Source organism: Bacillus sp. J33 (assembly GCF_000518885.1).
Classification (GTDB): domain Bacteria; phylum Bacillota; class Bacilli; order Bacillales; family Cytobacillaceae; genus Cytobacillus.
In genome coordinates this window covers 51670-77555 of the sequence record NZ_JAEL01000006.1, presented here as the reverse complement: position 1 = coordinate 77555, position 25886 = coordinate 51670, and the positions used below count along the sequence as shown (strand labels likewise).

Below are 25886 nucleotides of genomic sequence, written 5' to 3'. Positions count from 1 at the left end.
TGTTGATTGAAGTATATATTGATGGAGCCAGTGCCGGTAACCCCGGCCCAAGCGGCGCAGGCATTTTTATCAAAAATAATGGCCAAGTTGAACGCTACTCGATTCCTTTAGGCGAAATGGAGAATCACGAAGCTGAATACCGTGCATTTTTACACGCATTAAAAATATGTTTAGAAAAGGAGTTTAAAATAGTATCATTTCGTACAGACTCACAGCTCGTAAGCCGTGCAGTCGAAAAGGAATTTGTCAAAAATAAAAAGTTTGCTCCTCTTCTTGAAGAAGCCTTAGAGTTATCCAGACAATTCGATTTATTCTTTATGAAGTGGGTGCCCAGCGCAGAGAATAAATCTGCTGATGAATTGGCCAGAGCTGCTATCCGAAACAATAGAACGAAAGGGCAAGAAAAATCATGAACCGTTCTACAATTTTTGCCGATGTAAGCCTTTTGCTTGTTGCCTTTGTATGGGGTTCCACCTTTGTGCTCGTACAAAGCGCCATTGCATTTTTGGAACCATTCTCTTTTAACGGAGTACGTTTTTTCCTGGCAGCTCTACTGCTCGGAGGATGGCTTGTTCTTTTTGAGAAAAAACAGCTGGTTCAAATGAATAAGAAACTGCTGGCATCTGGAGTCATTATGGGCCTCTTTTTGTTTGTGGGCTATGCATTCCAGACAGCTGGCCTGCTGTACACGACATCCTCTAAGGCTGGTTTTATTACAGGACTTAGTGTCGTAATGGTTCCGGTCTTTTCTTTTATGCTTTTAAAAGTAAAGCCCGGCATGAATGCCATTACAGGAGTGTCAGTTGCAACTGCAGGGCTATACTTGCTGACAATGACAGATAAAGTTTCGCTGAATATTGGAGACGCCCTCGTATTCGTCTGTGCTGTGGGTTTTGCCCTTCATATTATTTTCACAGGTAAATACAGCAGCAAATATCCAGCCCTGCTATTAACGGTTATACAGATAGCCACAGTAGCCATTTTGTCAATGGTTTTTGCCCTGTTCACTGAAAATTGGCAGCAGGCTTTCCAACTGGAGGTCTTACTGAAAGGAAATGTGCTGGGTGCTTTGATTGTAACTTCTCTTTTTGCTACAGCTATCGCCTTCTTTGCACAGACAACTTTTCAAAAGTATACCACGCCTACAAGAGTTGCATTGATTTTTGCAATGGAACCTGTCTTTGCAGCAGCGACCGGATTTATATGGGCAAATGAAAGATTATCTTATAGTGCAGTGATTGGATGTTTGCTGATTTTCGCCGGCATGGTTTTTGCAGAGATTCCTGTTAAAAAAAACTTATTTAATTTTAGAAAAAAAGCAGCTTAATAATAGGACAGCAAATCAAAAGGCGTGTTGAATAAAGACACGCCTTGTTTTGCTAAATAATCACTTTTTCTTTTACAAACTTTATTGCTTCCCGCCTGCTCGTAATATTCTTTGATACCAGCGTTTCCAGCAATGACACATAAAAACTTCCATCAAAGGATTTCTGAGCCTTCAATGTAAGCTCAATTGCAGCATTTGCAAGCTCGTCAGAAGCATTTGTATAATTCTTTCCAAAGTAAATGAAGCCAATAGCATCCTCGCGGAATTGAAAACCTTTACTTTTTAAAAAGTGCAAATATTCTTCAACTGTCCTCACAAACCTTCCCCTGCTCCCTTAGCTTTTTCCTAAATCTTACCTGATTTTTCGACAATTATCTACCTTTTTTTCCGCCGGAAAAAGGGAGAGAGTTAATATTTTCTTTGAAGATAAAATCATTTCTTTTTTGTTAAAAGAAAACCAATAGTACCTGTTAAAACACCGAGAAGAGCTCCCCCCAGAACTTCAGCTGGCTGGTGTCCGAGCATCTCTTTTAGCTTCTTCGGGCCTTCCTCTTCAAATTTTACCGTTTCATCTTTATGAATCTTATCTACCAGCTCCCCAAGGCTGTTTACTTTTAACGTAAGCTCACCTGTCTGGCGCCTAATGCCCTGAGCATCATACATAACTATCAGGCCGTAAATTAGCGATAAAGCAAAATCAAATGTAGGAACTCCTCGCTTTAAAGCAATAAAAGTTGTTAAAGACGAAACACCAGCTGAATGGGAACTCGGCATTCCGCCTGTCTGGAAAAATAAATCTGGACGAAGCTCGCCCTTTTTTACGTAGTGGATAGGAATCTTCAGGCCTTGAGCCAATCCTATACTTAACAGAGCGATATAAACTCCCTTATTCATTATACGATTCACCTCTTCTTTATTGTGAAATATGGAGACTGTTATTATTCTCCGGAAAAGCTTTATTCAATGTGAAAATAAACGGAAAATAGAAGAAATACACAGCATCAGTTGCTAATTTGTACCCTGGTTGGACATGATTAAAACACCAAGACCTAATCAATAATAAGGTTATCAACTGGGAAATTTGCTTTATTAAGGGAGGTGAACCAATTGAGCAAAAATGGACATACAAATAGAGGAAAGAAAGCTCCTGGCGTAAATCCTCAAGGCTACGGACAAGATGCAGAATTTGCTGAAGAGCCAAAGAGCAAGCTGGAAAATGCTGCAAAGAAGAAAAACACTAAATAATGCGTGGAGTGACTCCGGGTTTTGGTGTGATTTTCGGGTTTGTGCAAGGACAGTCTGTTTTCGTGCAGGAGACGCCCATTTCTGTGCTTAGACTAACCTTTTCTGCGCAGGCTGGGACTCAGTTGCGCGCGCGATTATAGGGAGTGTGCACGAAAAACCTGTTACTTGCAGGTGTAATCCAAACCCCACTTTTCACCCATATGAGTTTTTTATCAAAAACAAAAAGCTCCAGGCCACAGCCTGGAGCTCTCTTATCAAGCATATTCTTTTTTCAAATCAAGGAAACGATGAAGACCGCGGAATTCAATTTCGGTGAACTTTTCTGCGACTTTTTCACGATTCATCGAGAATTGCGCCATATCCAGCGAACATTCAACAGGCACATCACATTTGATTTCGGCAAGCTGCCTGCTCAGGTGCAGCATTTCCAGGTCCTGTTCAATCTTGGCACGCTGGCCTTTTGTCAGTTTCTCTAAATTCTCAAGAACGCCTTCAATATGTTCATACTGCTGCAAAAGCTTTAAGGCTGTTTTTTCCCCAATGCCTTTTACACCGGGATAGTTATCGCTCGTATCTCCCATGAAAGCTTTTAGATCGATCATCTGCTTTGGAGTAATGCCCTTCTCTTCAAAAAAGGTTTCTGTTGTATGAACAAGATAATTACCGTAGCCTTTCTGCAGCAAGATAACAGAAATATTGTCATCCAACAGCTGCAGGATATCCTGGTCACCAGTGAGAATTAAAACATTTGCTTCCTTTTTGGCTTTTTTCGCGATCGTTCCGATACAGTCATCAGCTTCGTATCCCTCAAGTCCAATATTAGGCACATCAAAAGCCTCAACGACTTCTTTTACTAAATCAAACTGGGGTACAAGCTCAACGGGTGCTTCCGGGCGATTTGCTTTATATCCATCAAACATATCCGTCCGGAATGTTTTGCTTCCCATATCCCAGCAGACTGCCACATGAGATGGGCTGAAAGAAGAAACAGCGGTTAAGAAGTGTTTTACAAAACCGTAGACCCCATTCGTTGGAACTCCTTTTGAATTTATCATAAATTGGCCGGATACAGCGGTGGCAAAATAAGCTCTGAATAATAGCGCCATTCCGTCTACAAGCAGCAGTGAAGGTTTGTTTTCGTTCATTTATTCGCCTCCTGGTTATAATCATGACTTGAGGCCCTAATATGGGGCTCAAAATTGCCACATAATGCAGCGATTTTATTTTTGTCTGAGTTTCAGTAATATCGGGCCTTTACAGCTAGTTTATCTTTCACAAAAAGGTGGAAGATAGACTGGCCGTTAACCGCAGTAAGTACCATTATAACATGGAAGGCTCATACATTCCCTTGAAAAGTTTTACAGAATCACTCTGTTTCCCTGATTAATTCAACTCCATGTTCCTCAAGTTCAAAATAAGTCGCCATTCTGGCCTTTCGGACATTATCATTAAATAGATAGGCATAGGATGTTCCATCACTGAACGTAAAAATTAGTTTGTCATCAGAAATTATCCCCTTATCATTTTTAACTGTCTGTCTTGCTTTCTTAATTTCGGACCACTCATAGTGCTTCTCTTTCAAACTGAATAATGGGTCAAAGTGAACTCCGCTTTTATCAATGTAATGGTAGTAGTCAAAGCTGAGAATGACTGTCGCAAACGAAACTAAACATCCAGCTCCGACAATTATTTTTCCAAGCTTGCCAAACTTCTCTGCACTATGGAACCAAACCCCTGCAACCATGAAAACAGCAACTGCCGCAAGAGCAGCACTAAATGTTACATATGCTGCTTTAGGTGCTTCAAATACCCACGTCCCCGCCGGCCGGCAAAATTGTGCCTGAAAAAGCGGGAGCAAAAATATTGGAATAAAGATTGCCGACAAAATCAGAATGATAGCAGTCGTCACCAATATCTGTTTTATATCTGTTTTTTGCTTTTTCGTTATTGTATAACCTGAAGTATTCATTTAAGACTCCCCTATTCATAATCTATCAAACATTTTAAATTATATAATAATTATAACAGTAAAAAAATCCCTTTTTTTAAAAGGGATTTCTCTGCTTTTCGACAGACTCTATTTCATTTTCTTCATATGAGATCCAATCACTGAAACTTCCTGCATATAATTTTACATTATTATAGCCCGCTTCCTTTAAAGCCAGGAAATTTGGGGCAGCAGTTACACCTGAACCGCAATAGACGATTACAGGCTTGCTCTTGTCAATATCGGCAAATCTTTTCTCCTGTTCCGCCACTTCTTTAAACCTGCCATTTTCGTACGCATCCAGCCATACTTTATTAATTGCACCAGGTATATGGCCTGCTTTTTTGTCGATGGGTTCTTCAATCCCCAAATAGCGTTTCGCCTCTCTTGAATCAATCAATACTGCTTCATCGCGGCGCTGGACCAGCTCTTTAACCTCTGCATAAGAAGCAAGAATATCAGACTTCAGATCTAGTTTATAACTAACAGGTTCAAAGACTGGTACTTCACTTTTTACAGGATAATCACTATTAATCCATTCTTTATAACCGCCATTTAAAACGTAGACTTGCTCATGTCCCAAATACCGGAGGAGCCACCAGAAACGTGAAGCAAAAGCCCCTTCTCCGCCATCATAGGCAATCACTATTGTTTCCCTGCTTATTCCCGCCTGCTCGAGAGTCTGTTTTAGCTGATCGGGATCCGGAAGAGGATGTCTGCCCCCATGGTCTTTAACTGGTCCTGAAAGGTCTTTTTCAAGATCAAAATAAACTGCGTTAGGAATATGATTAAGATCATACAAGCTTCGGCCTTCATCAGGCGAACCAAGTTTGAAACGGCAATCTGCAATGCGCACATTTTCATTATCAATTTTTTTTAAAAGCCATTCCTTTTCTATAAAATACTTCATCCAAGATTCTCCCCTCTCCTTTTTTCCATCAGCCTGACTACATGCTCCTTAGGTGTCCAGCAGTTAAATTGATAGTCCGGTTTTGTTTCATAGTCAAGCCTGCTGCAAAAATAGTACATTCCATCTTTACGCTTTTCAGATATAAAATTCACACAGGTAGCACATACATGAAAAGAATTCTTACCCATAACTCTCCCTTTTTCTAATCAGACACCGCCTATATCTTCAACAGCTCCCAAAGCCATTCATTCAAGCCGGATACAGGCTTGCTTTTGGCAGACATTGTTTCGGCAGCAGCATACATTGCTTCTTTTTCTGACTTAAGCAAGTAAACCATCCGGTCTGCATATTTCTCACTAACCAGGCGTCCATTTTGTTTTTCTTTCGCAAGCTCGCGATAAAAATCCGTGAAAATATTATTATCCTGTAAACGAAAAAGCTCCTTGTAAAGAAAGCTTCCATTAAGCCGATCAGCTTCAAGGATTTGCCTGGCGATCAAATAGGCTCTAACTGCCTGTATAAGCAATTTCTGTTTTTTCTCTGTGAATGTTTCTTTTTGGGCTGCTTCCTTTAAATTTCGGGAAAAAAGCTGGATGTAATGCTGAAATAACTTATATTGTGAGAATTCCTTTTCTGCTATTTTTCTCAGCCTAACAGAAAATTTGTCCACATCCCTGTATATAATGGGTGAATATGCCCATTCATAAATGCTTGGATTGGACTTTTTCATGAGTCCAAAAGCTTTAAAAACATCCCAGCCATGCGCATCAAAAGGAGCAGCTGCTGTGTCGATAACCTCAATGTCACGCTCTAATGAAAGGTAAGCTCTTAAGTCCCTGTGTTTGAAGATGAAGCGAACATCATAGTCAGATTCCGCATCATCTGTACCCCAGGCCCTGCTTCCAGCTTCACATGCAAAAAGGATATCAATATTGTATTTTTCCTCTGCATCGCACAGCCATTTTTCCATAAATAAAGCAGCCCTCCTTTAACATTTATTTTTCATACTGTGCAATTTGTTTCTCCATTTCCTTTAGTTCCTCAATTGGAAAATCATCCTTCAAAGCAGCAGTAATCCCTTCGTAGTACTCATTGGTCTGCTCAATGAGCGAATCGAGCAGCCGCTCGAATTCTTTTGTCAGCAAGCCATTGTAGTGGAACTTCATCCTTGCACTTTCTCCCTCCAAATAGCGGTCAGCTGGGTCCTGCAAGCTCTTCTCAAGCTCATCCGCAAGTTGTTTCCGTTCATTTTTCTCAAAGAAGGATTTCGGATTCTTGAAATATGATAAAGCTTTCTTAAAAAGATTTGGATCCTCATTTGAAAAAGCAGATTCAAATTCTATTCCATCCATTTCTGCAGGCTCATAGGAGCTGAAAGACATATCACTATTTACGCTGGCAGCTGATTTTGCAATCATATCCTGCTGCTGTTCAAGAAGCTTTCCAATATAACTTTCAAGCCTCAAGGTTGTTGCACGGAGTTCCTGTGCAAAATCAAATCCAAAGCTGGAAAGAAAATCATCAAGCGCCGCTTTGAGCATTTTCTTTAAATTTCGGCCATCATCCTTTAAAATGGATGGATTGAAAGCCTCCTTGATAAAATCTCCAAACCGCAAGAAAACTCTCTGTTTGATATAGAAAACGAGTTCTTCTGTTTCCTGTTCAAGCCTTTGAGTCAGCAGCTCGGGTTTTTGCTTTCGAATTATGTCAATAATAATTTTATGTTCATCTTCCAGAACCTTCAGCTTTTGAAGTTTGATATCTTTGTTTTCCATAGAGGAAGAGATATATGTCCTTAGCTGCCCTAATAATCGTCTCCACTCTGTCTCCGCTGAAGAAATAGAAATATTCAGCAAGTCTTTATTAATAAAAGAATAAAAGCTTTTTTCAAAAGAGCTGATATTGGATGTTTCTTCTTTATTGCTTTCCAGATTGCTTTCCAGCTTTTCCGACAATGCTTGAAGGCTTGAAATGCCAAATAAATGAGGGCGCCGGATGCCGTATTGCACCAATTGATCCTCCACATATTGCAGAACTGATTCTTTTTCTTCTTCATTATTCGCCAGGTCAATGGCATTGACGATAAAGAACATTTTATCCAGGGCGAAGGTGTCTTTCACCCTTCCCAACTGAATAAGAAACTCACGATCCGCTTTCGAGAATGCATGATTATAATAGGTTACAAAAAGGATAGCATCTGAGTTTTTAATATATTCAAATGCCACACCTGTATGCCTTGCATTGATGGAATCCGCTCCAGGAGTATCTACAAGAGTGATCCCCTGCCTTGTCAATTCGCAATCATAGTAAACTTCGATCGTTTCAACGAAACATGACTTTTCCTCATTGGCAACATAATCCTTAAATTCCTCCAGATCTGCTTTTATTGTATGTCCAAGCAAATCACGGAACGAATTAAACCCTCGCATAAAGGCATTCAGAAAAGCAAAATGAGTCTTTTCATTCGCATCAAAATCCTGGCTGGCACCAGTAATCTTCTGAATGGCCGATGCCGCTTCATCAAAACTGCTGGCTGAATAATTGAAGACTTTTAAAGAATGATTTACATCATTAAAAATTGATTCAGAATCTTTGACCTTTACAAGAACGGTTCCGTGTTCATTTTCGCTCGAAGCAGGCTTTATTTTATTGATAGCTGCTGTTGTCGGATTTGGCGAAACTGGCAGAAGCTTTTCTCCGATTAAAGCATTAGCAAAGGAAGATTTTCCAGCACTGAACGCTCCGAAAAGTGCAACAGTGAACTCCTTGCTCTCTAGCCTTGATGCTTTTTCAGCTAAGTCTGCGGAAAGCTTTCTGAATCCGGGAAGGTCCTTTACAGCCTGGGCAGTGAAATTAAGCTTTTCAATCACTGGCTGAACAGAAACAGACATTACTTCCTCATCTGCCCGGTCCTCTTGAGGTTGCCTTGTATTCTTTAACTCCTCTTCCTTTTCATCCTGATTTTCTTGCAGGAAAATAACCTCAGCTTCCTCTACATCTTCTGCTGCAAGCTTTTTTTCTTGCTCAATAAACTGTTCTTTAGGATAATTTCCTGCTAGATATGAATCCATTTGGCTTTTAGCTGCTTCGATCTTTATACTGATTGACTTTAACTTATTTAGTGCTTGAGAATATGCTTTCAGGTTCTGAAGTTCATTTTCAAGCTTCGCTTGTTCCTGGCTGTTTTTATCCTTTAAGGCCCCCAGCAAAGCTTCTTTTAAAACGGCTGCATTATTTTTGGCTATTCTTTTCACTGCATCAGCTGTATCATTTGTATACTGCAAAACATAATCGCCTGAAACCATTGCACCCGGCTTTACTGTTTCTGCTAAAAGCTCAGGCTTAAAATGCATTTTAAACCCTTGAGCCTTTGCAAGTAATTCTGGTTCGTGAATTTCATGGTGTTTTAGTTCCTTCAGAAATAGCTCCTTTATATGCCATTCGAGCTGAGCCTTGACTTTATCGGAAAAATCCTGATAAAAGCGATCAAGCCTTGTCTGTCTTTCCTGTTCTGTTTTCTGTTTGCTGAAAAAGAGGCCCACTTTAAATTCGGGCTGGCGGGACTCCAGGTAGGACTCAGCCAGCTCCCTAGTCTGGAAAGGCATTAAATAAGCGTTTTTTAGAATCTCATTGATTTTATCACTAATGTCTATATCCGCTGCGTCAATAGAGCTTTTCAGTTTCTTTAAATCAGTCTCCAAATTGGCTAATCTAGCTGGCAGCTGTTCCCGCTCCCTCTGATCAAGCTCGCCCAATTTTTCTTCCCATTCCTCTTTTTCTGCAGCATTTGCTTCTTTTAAAAACTTAAGATGGTCATCTGCAAGCTTTTTCAGGGAATTGAATACGGAAACAGGCAAAAGGTTTTCACGGTTTGCAATGCTCTCATTAATAAACTGCTGCAATGGGCAAAACTCATTTTCTTTATGGCTTGGATCCTTTAATGAGGTGTAAAAAATTTGTGCAGGTTTTACTCCCCAGGATGCGAATGAGTCTCTTACACTTTTTTTAAAATGTTCAAAGCTTAATTCCTCATCCCGGTGCTTATCTATTTGATTGATAACTAGATAAACATCCTTGCCTGCAGCCGTCAATTCTTTGGTAAAAAGGAAATTCAATTCGGACTGCACATGATTATAATCCATTACATAAATAACAAGATCAGCCAAATGCAAAGCAGATTCGGTCGCAATTCTATGGGCATCGTCCGTGGAATCAATTCCCGGTGTATCCATAATGACTGCTCTTTTTGGCAAACTTGTATTGGAATGGCTGATTTCAATGGATTGAATTAAATCGCCATCCTTGCAATAAGACTTTACTTGCCCATAATCATATGGGGCAGGGTACAGTCTTGGCTTGCCTTCCTTAAAAATGACTTTTGCATAATCCTCTTCACCGGACTTGACCTTTACAAGATTGGCACTCGTTGGAATAGGCGATGAAGGAAGAAGATCCTCTCCTGCAAGTTTGTTGATCATGCTCGATTTGCCTGCTGAAAAATGGCCGCAGAAGGCAATGGCGAATTCCTGGTCTCTAAGCTTTTTTGCCAAGTCTTTTGCCCGGTCTGCCGTCTGCTCATCTCCATTTTCCTTCGTATATGTATATAGAGCGGTAACTTTGTTCAATAATTCAGTTTGTTGTAATCCTGGTTGTATTGCTGTATCAGCCATTTACATTTATCCCCTTGTAACATCGATTTACTACCTATTTTAAATGATATTCGCCGATTTTCCTATAAGTGAGATCTTATTCTTTGATTTTTCTAATTTTTCCTGTTGAAAATCAGCTTATTAGAATAGGTTGAAAGTTATTTGCTTCTATTTTATTGGTTTGTTCGCTAAATTCTTTGGTTTGTTTGCCAATTTACTTAAATTTATTAGCTGATTTAACCTTGTTATTAGCCAGTTTTCATTATTTATTCCCCAAGTTCATATTTCAAGGAAATATATAGGGATAAAAAAACAAAAACCAGGCATCAGCCTGGTCCTAGCAAAATTATTTTTTATCTGGTGTGAGGTTTTGCAACGTTATTAAGAACATGTTTCATAACTAGTGAATATGCAGCAATTGTGCCTGCAATAAAAACGATTGTCATATGTAGCAACACCTTTCCTATTGGAATGATATTGAGAATAATTTTCAACTTCAATTAGAAGTTTATCATGAACGATAATCATTTTCAACAGGGCTCTTAAAATTGTCAAACTTTTTTTATATCTTTATTTGGTTCTTCTTTAATCCGCAAAAAAGCATCTTCATATGCAGTTAGCTCCCTTAGTGCTTTTTCTTCCGCCGGGATTCTAATGGAAAGGATTATAATATTCAGCAGCGTGAAGACAATTGCAGTAATGTAAGCGGTAAACATGAAGGGAATTACTATAAACTCAGCTGCAACAATTGCATAATTGGGATGTTTTAAAAAGCGGTAAGGGCCTCTTCTAATGACATTCGCTCCCGGGAGTACAATTATTTTTGTATTCCAAAATCGGCCCAGAGAAAATAGAGCCCATAACCGGCCCGCCTGGGTAAGGAGAAACAGCACTAAAAGAATTGGCCAAAAAGGTGACAGACCTTTATCCAGGAGTATCACTTCTGAGATATAGCCGGCAAAAAAGAGAACATGAATCAAGACAATCCAGGGGTAATGCTCCCGGCCAAATTCCAGTGCTCCACGTGCTTTCATCCATATTTCATTCTTTCTGGCTATTACAAGTTCAATTGCCCTTTGTACATTAATAACCGCAATAAATAAAAGAAATAACATACTTTCACTCCCATTCCAAAAGCAGCAATTCGGAACTGAATCCAGGTCCGAGTGCAGTTGCAAGACCAATTTCTCCCTGCTGGCCAATTTCCATAAACCTTTTCAAAACATACAGGATTGTCGCTGAGGACATATTGCCGTACTCTTTTAAGACATCCAGGGATATTCTTGTCATTGCCGGATCAAATTGAAGCGCATTTTGATAGGCTTCAACAACCTTTTTACCGCCAGGATGGGCAACAAAATGGTTCACTTCTTCCATTTTAATTCCTTTCTCCTGCAAAAATGCGTTTACATTCGGCTTTAGCCAGCTTTCAATGATCGCAGGAATGTCCTTTGAAAATACAACATATAAACCTTCATCCTTCACTTCCCACCCCATCACATCCAAAGAATTGCGCATCGTTGTTGATTGAGTCCCCGATATCCGCGGAATTGCCGCCTGCTTCTGGAAAGACTCTCTTTCAACCTCATCACCCGTTAATAATGCACATGCTGCCCCATCGGCAAAAAGGGAAGTGCCAATTAAGTTGCTTTTTGAACGGTCGTTGCGCTGGAATGTCAGACTGCATAATTCAATGGATAAAACCAAAACCTTAGCATCGGGAAAAGCAAGACAGTATTCATATGCTCGAGAAAGGCCAGAAGCACCTCCCGCACAGCCCAGCCCCCATATTGGTATTCGCTTTGTATGCTCCGAGAAGGGAAGCTCATTCATGATTCTTGCCTCAATGCTTGGTGTGGCGATCCCAGAGCTTGAGATAGTAAAAATTGCGTCAATTTCTTCGTAAGGCACATGATTTTTAAGGAACGTATCATTATCTAAACAAAGCTTTATTGCTTTTGCGCCTAACTCTATAGCGTGGTAAATATAAGCATTATTTTTTTCCTCAAATGATTTGTCTGTCTTAAACCATTCCAGGCCCTTTGCAAAGTGCCGTTTTTCAATTTGCCCATTGTGAAAAGCTTCTAAAAGACGTTCAATATCCCTAAAAGATTCTGAAAATAAATCTCGGGCAAACTCCATTACCTGCTCCTGCCTTAGCACATGTTCAGGTATAGCTTCTGCAACTGATACAATCATTGGCATTCATGACTCTCCTTCTCATGCTTTCCTTTAATTTTTCCAAATAATTGAAGGTTATGCTTAGCTGTTATGTATGTATCCTATCTGCATATATTTGAAACCGTTTAAAATATAAATTCTCTGAGATAAAATAAAAAAAGCTCCCTCCAATGTGGAGGAAGCAATATGTTTTGAAGGAGTTGTTGTGCATCTTCATTATATATGAATTTTCTAATTGATAGCATTACTAAATCTTTTCCAATTGAACCTAGAACCTTGGATTGTCACTCTGCCGGCTGGAGACGTAAGAAAAACCGCAGGGCCTACAAGCTTTTCCTGCGCCCCTACCCTTTTTAACGGAGATTCATTTTATTTCAACATAATAATTCTTTTTCCCCCAAAAAAGGCACCGGTTTACTCCGATGCCTCAAAATTATGGTGGTTTTTTTGGTGTTTTTGAACTTCGATATATATCTTCTTAGTTACAGGGATTCCGCAAGCTTTGCAGACTTCTTCTTCATTATATAAAAGCCGGCAATAGTCGCAATAATATTTTTCCATCCCATCCACTCTCTTTCCTGTGAAAAAACCAATACTACGGGAGTCTACTGGAACATATCCCGATAGAATATTATATTGATTGCCGGAGTTATTGTGAATGGAGTGAAAATAATCTTAAGAAGCTTTTTGCTCTGCAAAGGAAGCTGGCTTAACCACCTTTTTCCCCTTAAAAACATTGAATACAAGATTTAAAGCAATTGCAGTAACACTGCCCGCTACAATCCCATTATCGGTCAGGATACGGATACTTGAAGGCATTTGGGCGAATAATTCCGGAACGGCCGTAACTCCAAGTCCCATTCCAACAGAACAGGCAATAATTAATAGATTCTCCTGCGAAGAAAACTCCACCTTGCTTAACATTTTAATTCCATAAGCGACAACCATACCGAACATAGCAACCATCGCTCCTCCTAATACAGGAGTTGGAATAATGGTGGTCAATGCCCCGATTTTAGGAACCAGTCCGAGCAGTACTAGGAATCCGCCTGCTGTATAGATGACATTTTTTGTTTTGACCCCTGACAATTGAAGAAGGCCCACATTTTGTGAATAAGTTGTATAAGGAAAGGCATTAAAGACAGCTCCGAGAACGATCGCAAGACCCTCAGCACGATAGCCATTAGAAAGATCCTTTTCCTCAAGCTTTTCATCACAAATGTCACCGAGTGCAAAGTAAACTCCGGTAGACTCTACCAAACTAACCATTGCAACCAGAATCATGGTCAGAATAGCAGTCACCTCAAAAGTAGGCAAGCCAAAATAGAATGGAGAGGGCATATGGATCCAGGAAGCCTCCGAAACTTCAGAAAAATTCACCATTCCCATAAAATAAGCAACGATTGTTCCTGCAGCCAATCCTAGCAGAATAGCAATAGAACGGATAAAGCCTTTAAAGAAACGGAACAGCACAATTATGAATAGCAATGTTCCAAACGCAAGCGAAATGTTTGTCAGGGAACCAAAGTCCGGACTTCCCTCTCCACCAGCCATATTATTCATGGCAACCGGGATTAAAGTAATTCCAATTATCGTTACGACAGATCCAGTAACAACAGGCGGAAAAAATCTGACCAGCTTCCCAAAATACTTTGAAATTACTACTACAAAAATACCAGAAACAAGAATGGCACCATAAATGGCAGATATTCCGTATTGACCGCCAATAGCGATCATTGGGCCGACGGCAGTAAATGTACAGCCCAGAACAACAGGAAGGCCAATCCCGAAGAACTTGTTGCGCCAAACTTGAAGAAGCGTTGCGATTCCGCACATAAAAATATCTATAGAAACTAAATAGGTCAGCTGTTCTCCTGTTAAACCAAGTGCTCCTCCTACGATTAGCGGTACAATAACAGCCCCGGCGTACATTGCAAGTACGTGCTGAATGCCTAGTGAAGCAACCTTTAAAGAATTCTGTTTCATCGTGTCAATTCCCCCAATTTCTCTGTTGAATGATCAAAGCTGACTTTCCCGTTCTCCAGGGATTCAAGAATTGCCAATGACTCTACCCGATAGCCCTGTTCCCGCAGCAGACGCCCTCCATTTTGAAATCCTTTTTCGATAACGATTCCAATTCCTGCAATCGATGCATTGGCCTTTCTGGCAATGTCTGCAAGGCCCAGCGCCGCTTGCCCGTTTGCAAGGAAATCGTCAATGATTAGTACCTTATCCTGTTCTGAAAGATATTTATTTGACACAGAGATTTCACTTGTTTCTTCTTTCGTAAAAGAGTAGACAGACGCTGTAATTAAGTCATTTACGAGCGTCAAAGATTTTCTTTTTCTGCCGAAAACAACTGGAACTTTAAGTTGGAGCCCAGCCATAACAGCAGGCGCAATTCCCGAAGATTCGATTGTTAAAACCTTTGTAATCCCGCAGCCGGCAAATCGTTCTGCAAACTCCTTTCCGATTTCCTGCATAAGATAAGGATCTATCTGATGGTTTAAAAAGGAATCGACCTTTAATACGGTTGGTGATAGGACAATCCCATCGTTTTTTATTTTTTCTATCAGCAGCTTCATTTTGCTTCCCCCTTTGTAAATAAAAAGCCATCAAAAATATAAAAAGCCTGAAGGCCATGCATTCACAACATAAAATGAGTGAAGCAATGGCCTGCAGGCTTTTATAAAAGCTTTCAGGCAATTAAAGGATGGAATTACCGCCCTGTACATTGCTCACTCATAGTCGGGTCATTTACGGTAACCCGGTAGAAACTTGCAGGCCATATTCCTGCGATTATATGAGTGAATGTTATTAAGTTATTAACATTATAACATCATTTATGATTACTTCAACATAAAATAGAGCAAAAGACGAACCAAAATAAAATATACCTTTAAATTGTTCGATTTTTTATTATTTTCCCATTGTTCTATCGTTACTTTAACAAGGCTTTTATCATAAATTGTTGTTTTACTTATAAAGTCTGCAATTGTTCCTTTAATAAACGCCGTAAGAAGGAAATGCGTTGCATTTTCGAGGCTAATTGCCCTCCGCTGCCATCAACTCAGGTGGTTAACTAAAAAAGCAGCAAATTTTACGAAAACTGCGTTTAATAAATTAGCTGAATCCAGAAGGCGTGAATCTATCTTCACATTTTCTTCACATTTCCCTGCCGGTTTTTGTGACATATATCACTATAATATCAATTTTTCACTATTACCATAGTTATTAAGTAACGAATGAACACTTTGTGAACTCACGGAAATCCTCTAGAATCTTCAAAAATGTTTTGTATTATGAAAATGTAATCATTTACTTTTTCCTATATTCGAAGGGAGTGAAAGAAAATGGCGAAAACGGAACTCAGCCGAAAGACGAAGACTGAAATAGAGGATAGCTCTTCCTTAAAGGGAACGCTAGCTTCCGTTTTCTTATTGGGATTTTTCCTGATCATTACATGGGTAGGCGTTTACTTCTTATTTGTTAGCCGCTTTTAAAAGATAGAAAGGGGGAAAAAGCCATGCACATGCATAAGTTTGAAAAAGCCTGGCTCATCTTTGGAATTGGATCGCTTTTGGTCTTTTTAACAGTACTGGGTGTCAGCGCATTTTATCTTGGAAACCAGCCGCCAAGCTGTTTAGCAACAATTGACCCTGAAAAAGTCGATACAATGCCTCCATTCAATGAGCCGGGATTGAAAAAAGTCGAGGGTAAGGAATGGGATTATGAATTAGTCTTTGTTGCTTCCGCTTTCTCTTATAGCCCTGCTTCCGTGGAGGTGCCTTATGGAGCAAAAGTAAAAATAATGGCTACGACAAAAGATGTTGTCCATGGATTTGAAGTAGCAGGCTCCAATATCAATATGATGCTAGAGCCTGGATATATCAGTGAACACATCACCACATTTGATAAAACTGGTGAATATTTAATTGTTTGTAATGAATATTGCGGTGTTGGACACCACATGATGTCGTCTAAAATTGAGGTGGTGAAATAATGTTTAATCCTACAGCTGGCCTTAAGGTGGACCGCCGTGACGGCAGATTAGCAATGGCTCATTTTTATGTTGCTTTTACTGCATTGGCAATAGGCGGATTGGCAGGTTTGCTCCAGACTCTCGTTCGCTCTGGAAAATTCGAACTTCCTGCTGGAATTGGCTATTATCAAATTCTGACTGTCCATGGAGTTGTATTAGGACTCGTACTTACTACTTTCTTTATTATGGGATTCCAGCTTGCCGCAACAAGCAAAACTTCAGGAACATTCACACGCAAACAGCGTATTACCGGCTGGATCGGCTTTTGGCTAATGACAGCAGGAACTGTTCTTGCCGCAGTGATGATCCTATTAAATGAAGCAACTGTCCTTTATACCTTTTATGCCCCGCTTCAGGCACATGCATTATATTACATTGGTTTAACATTGGTAATTGTCGGCAGCTGGGTTGATGGGGCAGCCATTATCATGAAGTACGCTGAATGGAGAAGAAACAATCCAGGTCAGCCCAGCCCGCTCCTAACATTCATGTCGCTTGTTAATACGATGATGTGGATCGTGGCAACAATCGGTGTTGCTTCAACTGTTCTGTTCCAACTGCTGCCTTGGTCATTAGGTTTGGTTGAGACGGTTAATATCGGTGTCAGCCGTACTTTGTTCTGGTATTTCGGACATCCGCTTGTATATTTCTGGCTGCTGCCTGCCTACATGGCCTGGTATGCTATTATCCCGAAAGTCATTGGCGGAAAGATTTTCTCAGATTCATTGGCACGCATGTCCTTTATTTTATTCCTGCTTTTCTCCATTCCAGTCGGTTTCCACCATCAATTAATGGAACCCGGAATTGATCCGGCATGGAAGTTTTTACAAGTTATCTTAACATTCCTGGTTGTTATTCCGTCTCTAATGACTGCCTTTTCACTATTCGCAACGTTTGAAAGCTTTGGTCGCTCAAAAGGCGCAACCGGATTATTCGGCTGGTTAAAGAAGCTGCCTTGGGGAGATGCCCGGTTTGTTGTTCCGTTTATCGGAATGGTTGCATTTATCCCTGCTGGCGCGGGCGGTATTGTAAATGCTTCCCATCAAATGAACCAGGTTGTCCATAATACGATTTGGGTGACAGGCCATTTCCATTTAACTGTTGCAACATCTGTTGTCCTTACTTTCTTTGGGGTTTCCTATTGGCTAATTCCCCATTTGACCGGCAGAAAATTAACGAAAGCTATGAATAAATTAGGCATTATCCAGGCTGTAATCTGGGCAATCGGCATGACTTTCATGTCTGGAGCTATGCATGCTGCAGGATTGCTTGGGGCCCCGCGCCGGTCTTCCTACTCTGAGTATGGCGGAGCATCACAGGCTTTAGAATGGATTCCATACCAGGTGGCTCAGGCAATCGGCGGATCTATCCTGTTCCTTGGCATTATACTGATGCTATACATTTTTATCAATCTAGCATTCTTCGCCCCTAAGGGGGAGCAGGAATTCCCTGTCGGTGAAGCAGCAGATGAAGCTGAAAAAGCCCCAATGGTATTTGAAAATTGGAAGCTTTGGCTTGGTATTACATTTGTTCTAATTCTTTTTGCATACACTATACCATTTATTGATTTAATCCAAAATGCTCCTCCTGGGGCTAAAGGATATAAGCTTTGGTAAAAAACTGAAAAAATCTCCGATCCAAATGGATTGGAGATTTTTTAATGCCCTATTTTTTGTGATTCAGATGCACATGGAATATTTTTTCTCTTAGACGGAAGATTTACGATAACAACTGAGCTCAGTATTAGCACTGCACCAGTAATTTGAATGGCACCTAATTGATCTCCATATAAAGTAACACCTAAAAGCATCGCCACAACCGGCTCTACTGTGGCGATTACAGCTGCCTTGCTTCCCTCCGTCTGTTCAAGGCCCCAAGTATAGACAAAGTATGCCAATACAGTTGGGACAAAGCCCAAACCTATACTAAGCAGCAAAACTTCTGGAGTTAATAATTGTTCAGCTTTTGTCCATAAACGAGTAACCGGAATAAGAGAGGCTGCTGCAACAAGAAATGTATATAGGGTGATTGTAAATGGATGGTATTTCCGCAATGCAAATTTTCCGAAAATCGTATAGAGTGCATAGCCAAGTCCAGATCCTAAACCGGTTAATATTCCCATGAAGGTTATATGGCTGTCTCCCGCAGAAAGGCCTGCAATTAAAACGCATCCCGCAATTGTTCCTGCAACTGCAGCCACTTTTTTTATATCAATCTTCTCCTTTAAAAAAAGGAAAGACAGAACTGTGACAAAAGCAGGAGCTGTGTAAAGCAGGATGACCGCCATCGAAATATTGATCTGATTAATCGCTGTAAAATAACAGTAATTAAAAAATACAATGCTTAAAATACCTGTACCGGCAAAAAGCCTGATATCCAGTGGAGAATGGAGCTTCATGCGTTTTCTATAACGCAATAATCCTATCAATACCAGAAAAAAGGCAGCAAAAATCACTCTTATTGCGACAATTTGCATTGCCGTGAATCCAAGCTGCCCCAATCCTTTAACGAAAATAGCAATAACTCCCCAGAGGCTTGCTCCAAAGGCAATCATTAAATACGGCAAAATCCTTTTCATCTCTTTTCTCCCATGAATGAAGAGGATGGCCTAAGCCACCCTCTTACTTTAAATTTTGAAAACACAGCAGTTATCCGTTTTTAGCTTAAATGGTATACTTCACCATATTTCTCATTAAGGTAATTGACGAGATACTGAGCATTTAAGCCTTCACCTGTTACATCCTTTAAAATTTCAAGCGGCTTTTTCATTTTGCCGTACTGATGGACATTTTTTGTTAACCATTCTTTAATTGGCAGCAGGTTTCCTTCTTCCAGCAGTCTATCATAATTAGGCAGGTCTTGTAACATCCTGTTTTTCAACTGCGCAGCATACATGTATCCTAAAGCATACGAAGGGAAATAGCCGAAGCTTCCTCCAGCCCAATGGACATCCTGAAGTACACCCTCAGCATCATTTTCAGGCTTCACACCCAAATATTGCTCATACTTTTCATTCCAGATCCTTGGAAGGTCTTTGACTTCAATTTCATCATTAAATAAACCTTTTTCGATTTCATAGCGGATAATGATATGAAGCGGGTAGGTTAATTCATCTGCTTCAATACGAATTAATGATGGTTTTGATTCATTGATTGCACGATAGAAATCATCTAAAGGGACATGATCGAATTGGCCGCTTGCATACTTTTTAAGAAGCTGATAATTCTTTTTCCAAAATGAATAGTGGCGCCCAACAAAGTTTTCGTAAAATAAAGACTGGGATTCATGTATTCCCATCGAAGTTCCTGTACATAAAGGGGTGCCAACTAAGTCAGACGATATATTTTGTTCATATAAGGCGTGGCCCCCTTCATGGATAGTACCAAATACAGCTGTACGGAAATCCCCTTCATCATATTTTGTGGTTACACGGACATCACCTGGATTTAACCCAATAGCGAAAGGATGGACAGTTTCATCAAGTCGTCCTGATTTAAAGTCATACCCCATTTGTTCAAGGATTTCAAGGCTGAAACTGCGCTGCTTATCCTTTGCAAAATGATCAAATAAAAAGCTTGTTTCCGGCTTGTTTTTTGATTCCGAAATTCGCTGCACAAGCGGTACGATATTTTCACGCAATTGGCCGAAAACCTGGTCAAGCGTTTCAACGGTAACACCGGGCTCATACATGTCCAATAGTGTATTATATTTGTTTCCTTCATACCCCCAATATCCAAGAAAGCGCTTGTTCATGTCTACAAGCTTCTCCAGATAGGGACGGAACATCTCAAAATCCGAGTTGGATTTTGCTTCTTCCCATACGCTTTCAGCTTTGGACTGGAGTATGACATATTCTCTGTATTCTTCTGCCGGAATTTTTTTGTTGCGGTCGTAATCTTTTTTGCACTCTTCCAGAGTCTTCAAAGTTACATCTGATAGACCCCCCTGGCCAGAAAGCTTTGCTATGTATGCCGCCATTTCTTCGGACGTTGACATTCTGAACACTTCCGAGGAAATCATTCCGATCACTTCAGATCGCTGTTCTACACCTTTTTTCGGCGCTCCTGTACGAAGATCCCAAAACATTAAAGATAATGCTTCATTATATGCAGTCATTTTTTTTACATAATCCAGAAATTGAAGTTCGGTCTCTTTTAGTGCTTCAGTCACAATTCTTCCCCCTCTTATTCAAATTCAAAAACTATTTTATCATATTTTTCTGAAAAGGCAGTCTCCATTTAGTAATTCTTTCTATCTCAATGTAAAGCTTGCCTGTGATTGCCGCTCCAGGCGCTCAAGAAACAGCCTATGTTTTTACATCTTTATTTTATTGGAGCAGGACTAATGGATTAGCGAACCGCATCACAGTTGCCAAATGATATTTACCGCTTTTTCTTTTTAACCTGCAGCTGAAAGAGTTATAATGATATAAAGTGAATAATTGCAGGAAGAGAGTTAGAATGAGATATTTTATTTTTTTTATCGTAATAGTGGCATTTATAGATACATTTTCACAGCTCCCCATTATGAGCCCCTTTGCAAAATCCATTGATCCTTCACCTGCTTTTATAGGATTAATTGTTGGTATGTATTCATTTTCCAATATGTTTGGCAATATTTTAGCAGGTTTTTGGATTGATAAAGGGGGCGCAAAGCAGGTCCTCATTTCAGGCCTTGCAATAACCGGAAGCGTATTGATCCTGTACACGCTTGTTGAGTCACCAATGCAATTAATTTTCGTGAGGTTTTTTCACGGCTTGTTTGGAGGCTTTCTTGTTCCAGCTGCATTCACAGTTATAGCCAACCGTGGAAAAGCGAATAAACAAGGAAAATCAATGGCTTTATCTGGTGCTGCCGTAGGAAGTTCAGCTATAATGGGACCCGCATTTGGTGCCGTCATTGCTGCAAAATACAGTGTAGATTGGGTATTTTTAATTATCGCTGCAGCCATGATCAGCAGTGCAGCATTTGCTTATGTGTTTTTGCCATCAAGAAGATTGGAAGAAAAGCGGATAGACGCCCATTCTGAAAGACTAATGCCATTAATAAAGAAGCCAATGCTAACTGTTAGCTATGCAGGAGCTTTTTCCTTAATGTTTGCACAGGGAGCGCTTGCCTATCTGCTCCCTTTACAGGTCGACCATCTCCAATTCAATTCGATATTCAGCGGAATTTTGCTAAGCACCTTTGGTCTTACTGCTATTCTTATTTTTCTTTTGCCAATCAATAAAATCTTTGACAAATATAAACACCAGTACACAATGATGGCAGGTATGGCGGTTTTAGGCATTGCCCTCATTCTTTTAAGTTCAGCTGCTTCTCTCCCGTTTATGTTTTTTTGCATGGTCTTATATGGCTCAGGGTTTGCACTGCTATTCCCCTCAATCAATGCGCTTATTGCAAACCATACAACCGAAAAAACCAGGGGAAAGGCATTCGGCCTTTTTTATGCATTCTTTTCATTGGGTGTTGTAGCAGGCTCCACCCTGTTAGGTTTATTGGGTGCCACTTTTCAGTTCGGTTTTGTAATAGCTGCAGCGGTCCTATTCTTTACCGTTTTTTCCTTGTATGCTTACCTTAGTAAAATTAGCACTTCATATTTAAAGAGCCAGGAGTGAATAGAAATGAAAGAATTAGTGGGCAGCTGCTGTGTTTGCGGCAAAGAGCTGTACTGCCTGGAGGGATTTTTTAACGGAATATATAACGAAAAGAATGAGACAATGTGTTTTGAGTGTGCAGAAGAACGGGAAAAATCCGCAGAATAACCTGCGGATTTTTCTTTATGCTTTATTCTTCATCATCCGTGCTAAGGTCTCTAACAGGAAGCAGTTCAATTTCCTTATGAGTTACTTTACGCAGGTTGAACATAGCTTTTATGGAGAAAAGAACAAGTGCCACAACACCAACAAGGAAGATGGTATCAGGAACAGATCTTAACGTTAATAAAGATTGGATAATATCCTGCTTTAAGAAGTCTGCTGAACGGGATGCAGCATATCCGTTGACATACGCTTCTTTCATTTGCAGGAATCCTACTGGAAGCAGGGACGCAAAAACCATTCCTGCGAGACCCACATTCAGCATAACGCAGCTGAATTTTAGCCATTTGTCGTTCCATTTTTCGGGTTTAACAATGTTTCTTAAGCTATATAGCAATACAGCGATGGCAAACATTCCGTATACGCCCATCATGGCACCATGGCCATGTGCAGGAGTTAAGAATTGACCATGTTCCAGGAAGCTGACAGCTGGCAGGTTAATCAGGAATCCTAAAACCCCTGCTCCAACCAGATTCCATATGGCCACAGAAATCAAGAACCAGAAGGTAGCTTTATAAGGAAAGTCTACACCGCCGTCTCTCATCATTTTATATTGGTCATATGCTTCCAGAATCAATAGGGTTAAAGGAATAACTTCAAGTGCTGAAAATACTGCTCCCAAGCCGATCCAAATCTCAGAAGAACCATTATAATAGTAATGGTGTCCGATGCCGATAACACCGCTTCCAAGCAGCAGAATTAACTGGAAATACAAAGCTTTAACAGTGGAGCTCTTGGTTACAAGCTTCATTTGCACCAGCAGGAATCCGATTACGACAACGGCGAACACTTCAAAAATACCTTCAACCCATAAATGAATGATCCACCAGCGCCAGTAATCCGCAAAGGTAAAGCTAGTATCCGGGTTCATTAAGAATGCGAACAGATAGAAAAAGGGAACCGCGATTGCTGAATAAAATAATAGGTGAATCAAGCCCCCTTTGTCATTTTCGCGCTTTAATCCACTCTTAATTCCGCGATACACAATGAACAGCCAGATCAACATTCCCGCAGCCAGAATTCCCTGCCACAGACGGCCGAGCTCTAAATACTCCCATCCCTGGTGTCCAAGCAGGAACCATTTGTTGCCTAAATAGCCATTTGCTCCAAGCCACTGGCCTATCATACTTCCCCCAACCAGTACAACTAAAGCCCAGAAAAGGATATCAACAAGCATACCTTGCTTCTTCGGTTCATGACCGCCTACTAATGGCGCAACAAAGATTCCCATGCCGAGCCATGCTGTTGCAATCCAAAAGATTGCAAGCTGAAGATGATAGCCCTTGGCTATATTGAATGGCATGATATCATGTATCCACTTGATGCCAAAGAAGCTGTCAGGCTCCACATAATAGTGGGCAAGCAAAGCGCCAAACATTGCCTGAACAAAGAAAAGAACAGTCACAATTAAGAAATATTTACCCGACTTTAATTGAGAAGATGTTACTGGCAGACTCGCCAAATCAATGCGAGGGAAGTTTCCTTCTTTATATGCCTCTTCCATTCCCAAATGATAGCGGTAAAAGACAAACAATATGATCCCCACAAACAGGATTAATACAGTAACACTTGCTCCGCTCCACCAAATAGCAGAGAATGACATTTGATTTCCAGCATCCTCGTAGTATGGCCAGTTATTTGTATAAGTTATATCATCATGAATACGCTCGGTACTTGAAAGCCATGCTGTCCAGAAGAAGAAATCCGCTATTTGCTGAATTTGATCTCCTGAAGCAACATAAGCTCTTTCCTTATCCGGCATATGTTCTTCTTTAATTAATCCTGCTTTTAGTCCCCAGCCGTCACCCTCTGTAAAGACTTTCCGGTAAAACGCTCCAACCTGTTCATATCCATAAACCTGTGCGTCTGTCAGCACCATAGTATCTGAATCAGGGTTATATCTATTTTCCCGCATTTCCTTTTTAACATGATCCCTGATAACGGTTTGCTCTTCACCGGAAATCTCATCGTATGGCTTTCCATACTTTTCTTCTGCCCTGAAGTCCTGCATTCCTTTTGTGTAAACCGTTAAAGCCTCAGCTGTATAGTCAGGCCCCATATAGGAACCATGGCCAAGGACAGTACCGTAATCCATCAAACCGTACTTTTGGAAAACTGCCTGGCCACCCATAATCGTTTCTTTTGTAAGAATAACCTCCCCTTTTTCATTTGTAATCTCAAGCGGCCTTGGTGCCTGCTCTTTAAAGATCCAGTAGCCTCCTACCAGAAGAACTGTAAAGCTAGCAATTATGGTGAAAATAAGAATCGATTTTAATAGTGCATTTTTATTTCTTTTCACCACTTTATTAATAGGTGTTCCGCGATTGACTTCCATAGCATTCGCTTCCTTTCTGTTTGAGTACACTTTGATTTTATTATTCTTTTTTTTGTGTTTTTGTGAGAAACCTCATGAACAGGCTGTGATTTTTCACACATGTGAGAATGAGAATCAAAAATTCCCTCCTATATGATGCAGGTCACTTAATTAAGTAAATTCAGCTGTTAAACTGAGAGCAACTAGCCGAATATTCATACTGGAAGGTGATCTATTTGAAAAAAGAGGAGATTGAAAAGAGGATAGGCAGTGTTCCTTTATTTAAAGAACTTGATAAGGAAGAACTGGCGCCAATCATCGAAATATCACAGACGCGTTTTTATAAACAAAAAATGTATGTGTTTATGCAAGGGGATCCCCTTGATAAGGTGTTTTTCATACATTCCGGGAAAGTGAAAATTTATAAAACTGATTTTTCAGGAAGAGAACAAATCGTTTCTGTACTGGAAGCCGGAGAGATGTTCCCCCACGCAGGCTTTTTCAGGAAAGGCCAATACCCGGCACATGCAGAAATCATGGAAGAGGCCCAGCTTATTGCTATTCCAATTGGCCTTTTTGAACAAATTCTAATCTCTTACCCAGAACTTTGCATAAAGCTCTTTAAAGTCCTTGGCGAAAAAATAATTGATCTGCAGAACCGGCTTGAGGAGCAAATTCTCCATAATACACATGAAAAAATTATTATGCTTCTTTTAAGGCTCTGCAAAACAAATGGTGTAAAAAACGCTGAAGGCTATAAAATCACTACTCATTTTACAAACAGAGAGCTTGCAAATATGATTGGGACTTCGCGGGAAACTGTCAGCAGAACCATAAACCATTTAAAGAAAAAGGGCTATCTGGAAACTGATGATTCCGGTCATTTCATCATTGACCGCCGGCAGCTGAAAGACCAGGTTATTTAAAATATCTTTTAAAAGGGAGAGAGAAAAGATGGAGAAAAAAATCGTTGAGATTGATGTGCGGGAGGATCTAAAAAATAAGCTTGAACCATTCCAGAAAATAATGTCTGCCATTGCAGGCCTCGATGCTAATGATGTTTTTATCCTGCATGCCCCATTTAAGCCAGTTCCTCTTTTTGGCGTATTAAAGGCAAAGGGATTTGAACACAAAGCTGAAGAAATTGACAAAAAGCATTGGAAAGTTACTTTTACCAAAAGAGGTGCAGCAAAATGAACCTGGACAACAGAGGACTTGAACCGCCCCAGCCAATGATGAGGACCCTGGAAGCCCTTGAAGGCCTATCAAAGGGTGAAACACTGTCCATAATCAACGATAGACGTCCCATGTTTCTTTATGAGCAGCTGGACGAATTGGGCTATAGGCATAAAACTACCGAGCGAAATGATGGAAGTTTTTTAATAGAAATCAAGAAATAAGCAGGTGATCCC

The 25886-nt window shown here is 40.3% G+C and carries 26 protein-coding genes and 1 riboswitch; of the genes, 11 read left to right on the top strand and 15 right to left on the bottom strand.

Going from position 1 to position 25886, the window contains the following annotated elements; translation table 11 throughout:
- The first annotated feature begins 2 nt into the window (after positions 1-2).
- The gene (locus tag L634_RS0102860) at positions 3-413 is read left to right on the top strand and encodes a reverse transcriptase-like protein (RefSeq protein WP_026581144.1); all 411 of its coding nucleotides are present in this window, start codon (positions 3-5) and stop codon (positions 411-413) included.
- Entirely contained in the window at positions 410-1327 is a 918-nt protein-coding gene (locus L634_RS0102855) for a DMT family transporter (RefSeq protein ID WP_026581143.1), read from the top strand. Before L634_RS0102860 ends, L634_RS0102855 begins: the two co-directional genes overlap by 4 nt.
- Positions 1328-1379: 52 nt before the next feature.
- Here L634_RS0102855 and L634_RS0102850 read toward each other — a convergent pair whose 3' ends face one another.
- Both L634_RS0102850 and L634_RS0102845 read right to left on the bottom strand, forming a co-directional pair.
- Positions 1380-1643, bottom strand: coding sequence for a DUF6123 family protein (locus L634_RS0102850; protein ID WP_026581142.1), 264 nt, complete (start codon positions 1641-1643; stop codon positions 1380-1382).
- Between the two features lie 116 nt (positions 1644-1759).
- Positions 1760-2221: a divergent PAP2 family protein gene (locus tag L634_RS0102845; protein WP_026581141.1), complete on the bottom strand. Its 462-nt coding sequence runs from the start codon at positions 2219-2221 to the stop codon at positions 1760-1762.
- A 213-nt stretch (positions 2222-2434) separates the two neighbouring features.
- Here L634_RS0102845 and sspL point away from each other — a divergent pair, with 213 nt between their 5' ends.
- Positions 2435-2572, top strand: coding sequence for a small, acid-soluble spore protein L (sspL, locus tag L634_RS0102840; RefSeq protein WP_026581140.1), 138 nt, complete (start codon positions 2435-2437; stop codon positions 2570-2572).
- Positions 2573-2826: 254 nt separating this feature from the next.
- On the opposite strand, the gene L634_RS0102835 is transcribed toward sspL, so the two are convergent.
- From L634_RS0102835 to L634_RS0102785, 10 genes are all read right to left on the bottom strand, one after another.
- Positions 2827-3717, bottom strand: coding sequence for a 5'-3' exonuclease (locus L634_RS0102835; protein ID WP_026581139.1), 891 nt, complete (start codon positions 3715-3717; stop codon positions 2827-2829).
- 221 nt (positions 3718-3938) lie between these two features.
- Entirely contained in the window at positions 3939-4541 is a 603-nt protein-coding gene (locus L634_RS0102830) for a hypothetical protein (RefSeq protein ID WP_026581138.1), read from the bottom strand.
- 76 nt (positions 4542-4617) lie between these two features.
- Positions 4618-5469, bottom strand: a complete 852-nt coding sequence (locus L634_RS0102825; RefSeq protein WP_026581137.1) for a sulfurtransferase — start codon at positions 5467-5469, stop codon at positions 4618-4620.
- A complete protein-coding gene (locus tag L634_RS0102820) occupies positions 5466-5657 on the bottom strand; it encodes a hypothetical protein (RefSeq protein WP_026581136.1) in 192 nt (63 codons plus the stop codon). The genes L634_RS0102825 and L634_RS0102820 overlap by 4 nt, the downstream gene beginning before the upstream one ends.
- Positions 5658-5686: 29 nt before the next feature.
- Positions 5687-6439, bottom strand: coding sequence for a nucleotidyltransferase domain-containing protein (locus tag L634_RS0102815; protein ID WP_026581135.1), 753 nt, complete (start codon positions 6437-6439; stop codon positions 5687-5689).
- A gap of 25 nt (positions 6440-6464) precedes the next feature.
- Positions 6465-10139: a dynamin family protein gene (locus L634_RS0102810; protein ID WP_026581134.1), complete on the bottom strand. Its 3675-nt coding sequence runs from the start codon at positions 10137-10139 to the stop codon at positions 6465-6467.
- Positions 10140-10669: 530 nt separating this feature from the next.
- Positions 10670-11233, bottom strand: a complete 564-nt coding sequence (locus L634_RS0102805; protein WP_026581133.1) for an isoprenylcysteine carboxyl methyltransferase family protein — start codon at positions 11231-11233, stop codon at positions 10670-10672.
- A 4-nt stretch (positions 11234-11237) separates the two neighbouring features.
- The gene (locus L634_RS0102800; RefSeq protein WP_026581132.1) at positions 11238-12323 is read right to left on the bottom strand and encodes a type III polyketide synthase; all 1086 of its coding nucleotides are present in this window, start codon (positions 12321-12323) and stop codon (positions 11238-11240) included.
- A 651-nt stretch (positions 12324-12974) separates the two neighbouring features.
- Complete coding sequence (locus tag L634_RS0102790) at positions 12975-14285, bottom strand: nucleobase:cation symporter-2 family protein (RefSeq protein WP_026581131.1); 1311 nt, start codon at positions 14283-14285, stop codon at positions 12975-12977.
- Complete coding sequence (locus L634_RS0102785) at positions 14282-14884, bottom strand: xanthine phosphoribosyltransferase (protein WP_026581130.1); 603 nt, start codon at positions 14882-14884, stop codon at positions 14282-14284. Before L634_RS0102785 ends, L634_RS0102790 begins: the two co-directional genes overlap by 4 nt.
- A 140-nt stretch (positions 14885-15024) precedes the next feature.
- Positions 15025-15126, bottom strand: a riboswitch (purine riboswitch).
- Positions 15127-15652: 526 nt separating this feature from the next.
- On the opposite strand from L634_RS0102785, the gene L634_RS0102780 reads away from it, so the two are divergent.
- From L634_RS0102780 to L634_RS0102770, 3 genes are read left to right on the top strand one after another with little or no spacing between them, the layout of a single operon-like run.
- On the top strand, positions 15653-15802 hold the full coding sequence (locus tag L634_RS0102780) for a hypothetical protein (RefSeq protein WP_026581129.1): 150 nt from the start codon (positions 15653-15655) through the stop codon (positions 15800-15802).
- A 23-nt stretch (positions 15803-15825) separates the two neighbouring features.
- Positions 15826-16302: a cytochrome c oxidase subunit II gene (locus L634_RS0102775; RefSeq protein WP_026581128.1), complete on the top strand. Its 477-nt coding sequence runs from the start codon at positions 15826-15828 to the stop codon at positions 16300-16302.
- A complete protein-coding gene (locus L634_RS0102770; protein WP_026581127.1) occupies positions 16302-17957 on the top strand; it encodes a b(o/a)3-type cytochrome-c oxidase subunit 1 in 1656 nt (551 codons plus the stop codon). The genes L634_RS0102775 and L634_RS0102770 overlap by 1 nt, the downstream gene beginning before the upstream one ends.
- A 41-nt stretch (positions 17958-17998) precedes the next feature.
- On the opposite strand, the gene L634_RS0102765 is transcribed toward L634_RS0102770, so the two are convergent.
- Both L634_RS0102765 and L634_RS0102760 read right to left on the bottom strand, forming a co-directional pair.
- A complete protein-coding gene (locus L634_RS0102765; protein ID WP_026581126.1) occupies positions 17999-18919 on the bottom strand; it encodes a DMT family transporter in 921 nt (306 codons plus the stop codon).
- 80 nt (positions 18920-18999) lie between these two features.
- Positions 19000-20511, bottom strand: a complete 1512-nt coding sequence (locus L634_RS0102760) for a carboxypeptidase M32 (protein WP_026581125.1) — start codon at positions 20509-20511, stop codon at positions 19000-19002.
- A 290-nt stretch (positions 20512-20801) separates the two neighbouring features.
- Between L634_RS0102760 and L634_RS0102755 the strand changes: the two genes are divergently transcribed.
- The gene (locus L634_RS0102755) at positions 20802-21959 is read left to right on the top strand and encodes an MFS transporter (RefSeq protein WP_026581124.1); all 1158 of its coding nucleotides are present in this window, start codon (positions 20802-20804) and stop codon (positions 21957-21959) included.
- Positions 21960-21965: 6 nt separating this feature from the next.
- A complete protein-coding gene (locus L634_RS33740; protein WP_198029677.1) occupies positions 21966-22106 on the top strand; it encodes a hypothetical protein in 141 nt (46 codons plus the stop codon).
- 22 nt (positions 22107-22128) lie between these two features.
- Here L634_RS33740 and L634_RS0102745 read toward each other — a convergent pair whose 3' ends face one another.
- Positions 22129-24495: a nitric-oxide reductase large subunit gene (locus tag L634_RS0102745; protein ID WP_026581123.1), complete on the bottom strand. Its 2367-nt coding sequence runs from the start codon at positions 24493-24495 to the stop codon at positions 22129-22131.
- Between the two features lie 215 nt (positions 24496-24710).
- On the opposite strand from L634_RS0102745, the gene L634_RS0102740 reads away from it, so the two are divergent.
- Genes L634_RS0102740 through L634_RS0102730 form a run of 3 tightly spaced genes read left to right on the top strand, consistent with a single transcriptional unit; the run spans position 24711 to position 25874 of the window.
- The gene (locus L634_RS0102740) at positions 24711-25400 is read left to right on the top strand and encodes a Crp/Fnr family transcriptional regulator (RefSeq protein WP_026581122.1); all 690 of its coding nucleotides are present in this window, start codon (positions 24711-24713) and stop codon (positions 25398-25400) included.
- A 28-nt stretch (positions 25401-25428) separates the two neighbouring features.
- Positions 25429-25671 (top strand): DUF2249 domain-containing protein, encoded by a 243-nt coding sequence (locus L634_RS0102735; protein ID WP_026581121.1) that lies wholly within the window; start codon positions 25429-25431, stop codon positions 25669-25671.
- Positions 25668-25874 carry a DUF2249 domain-containing protein gene (locus L634_RS0102730; RefSeq protein ID WP_026581120.1) on the top strand — a complete coding sequence of 69 codons (207 nt, stop codon included), beginning with the start codon at positions 25668-25670 and terminating at the stop codon, positions 25872-25874. Before L634_RS0102735 ends, L634_RS0102730 begins: the two co-directional genes overlap by 4 nt.
- Positions 25875-25886 lie beyond the last annotated feature (12 nt).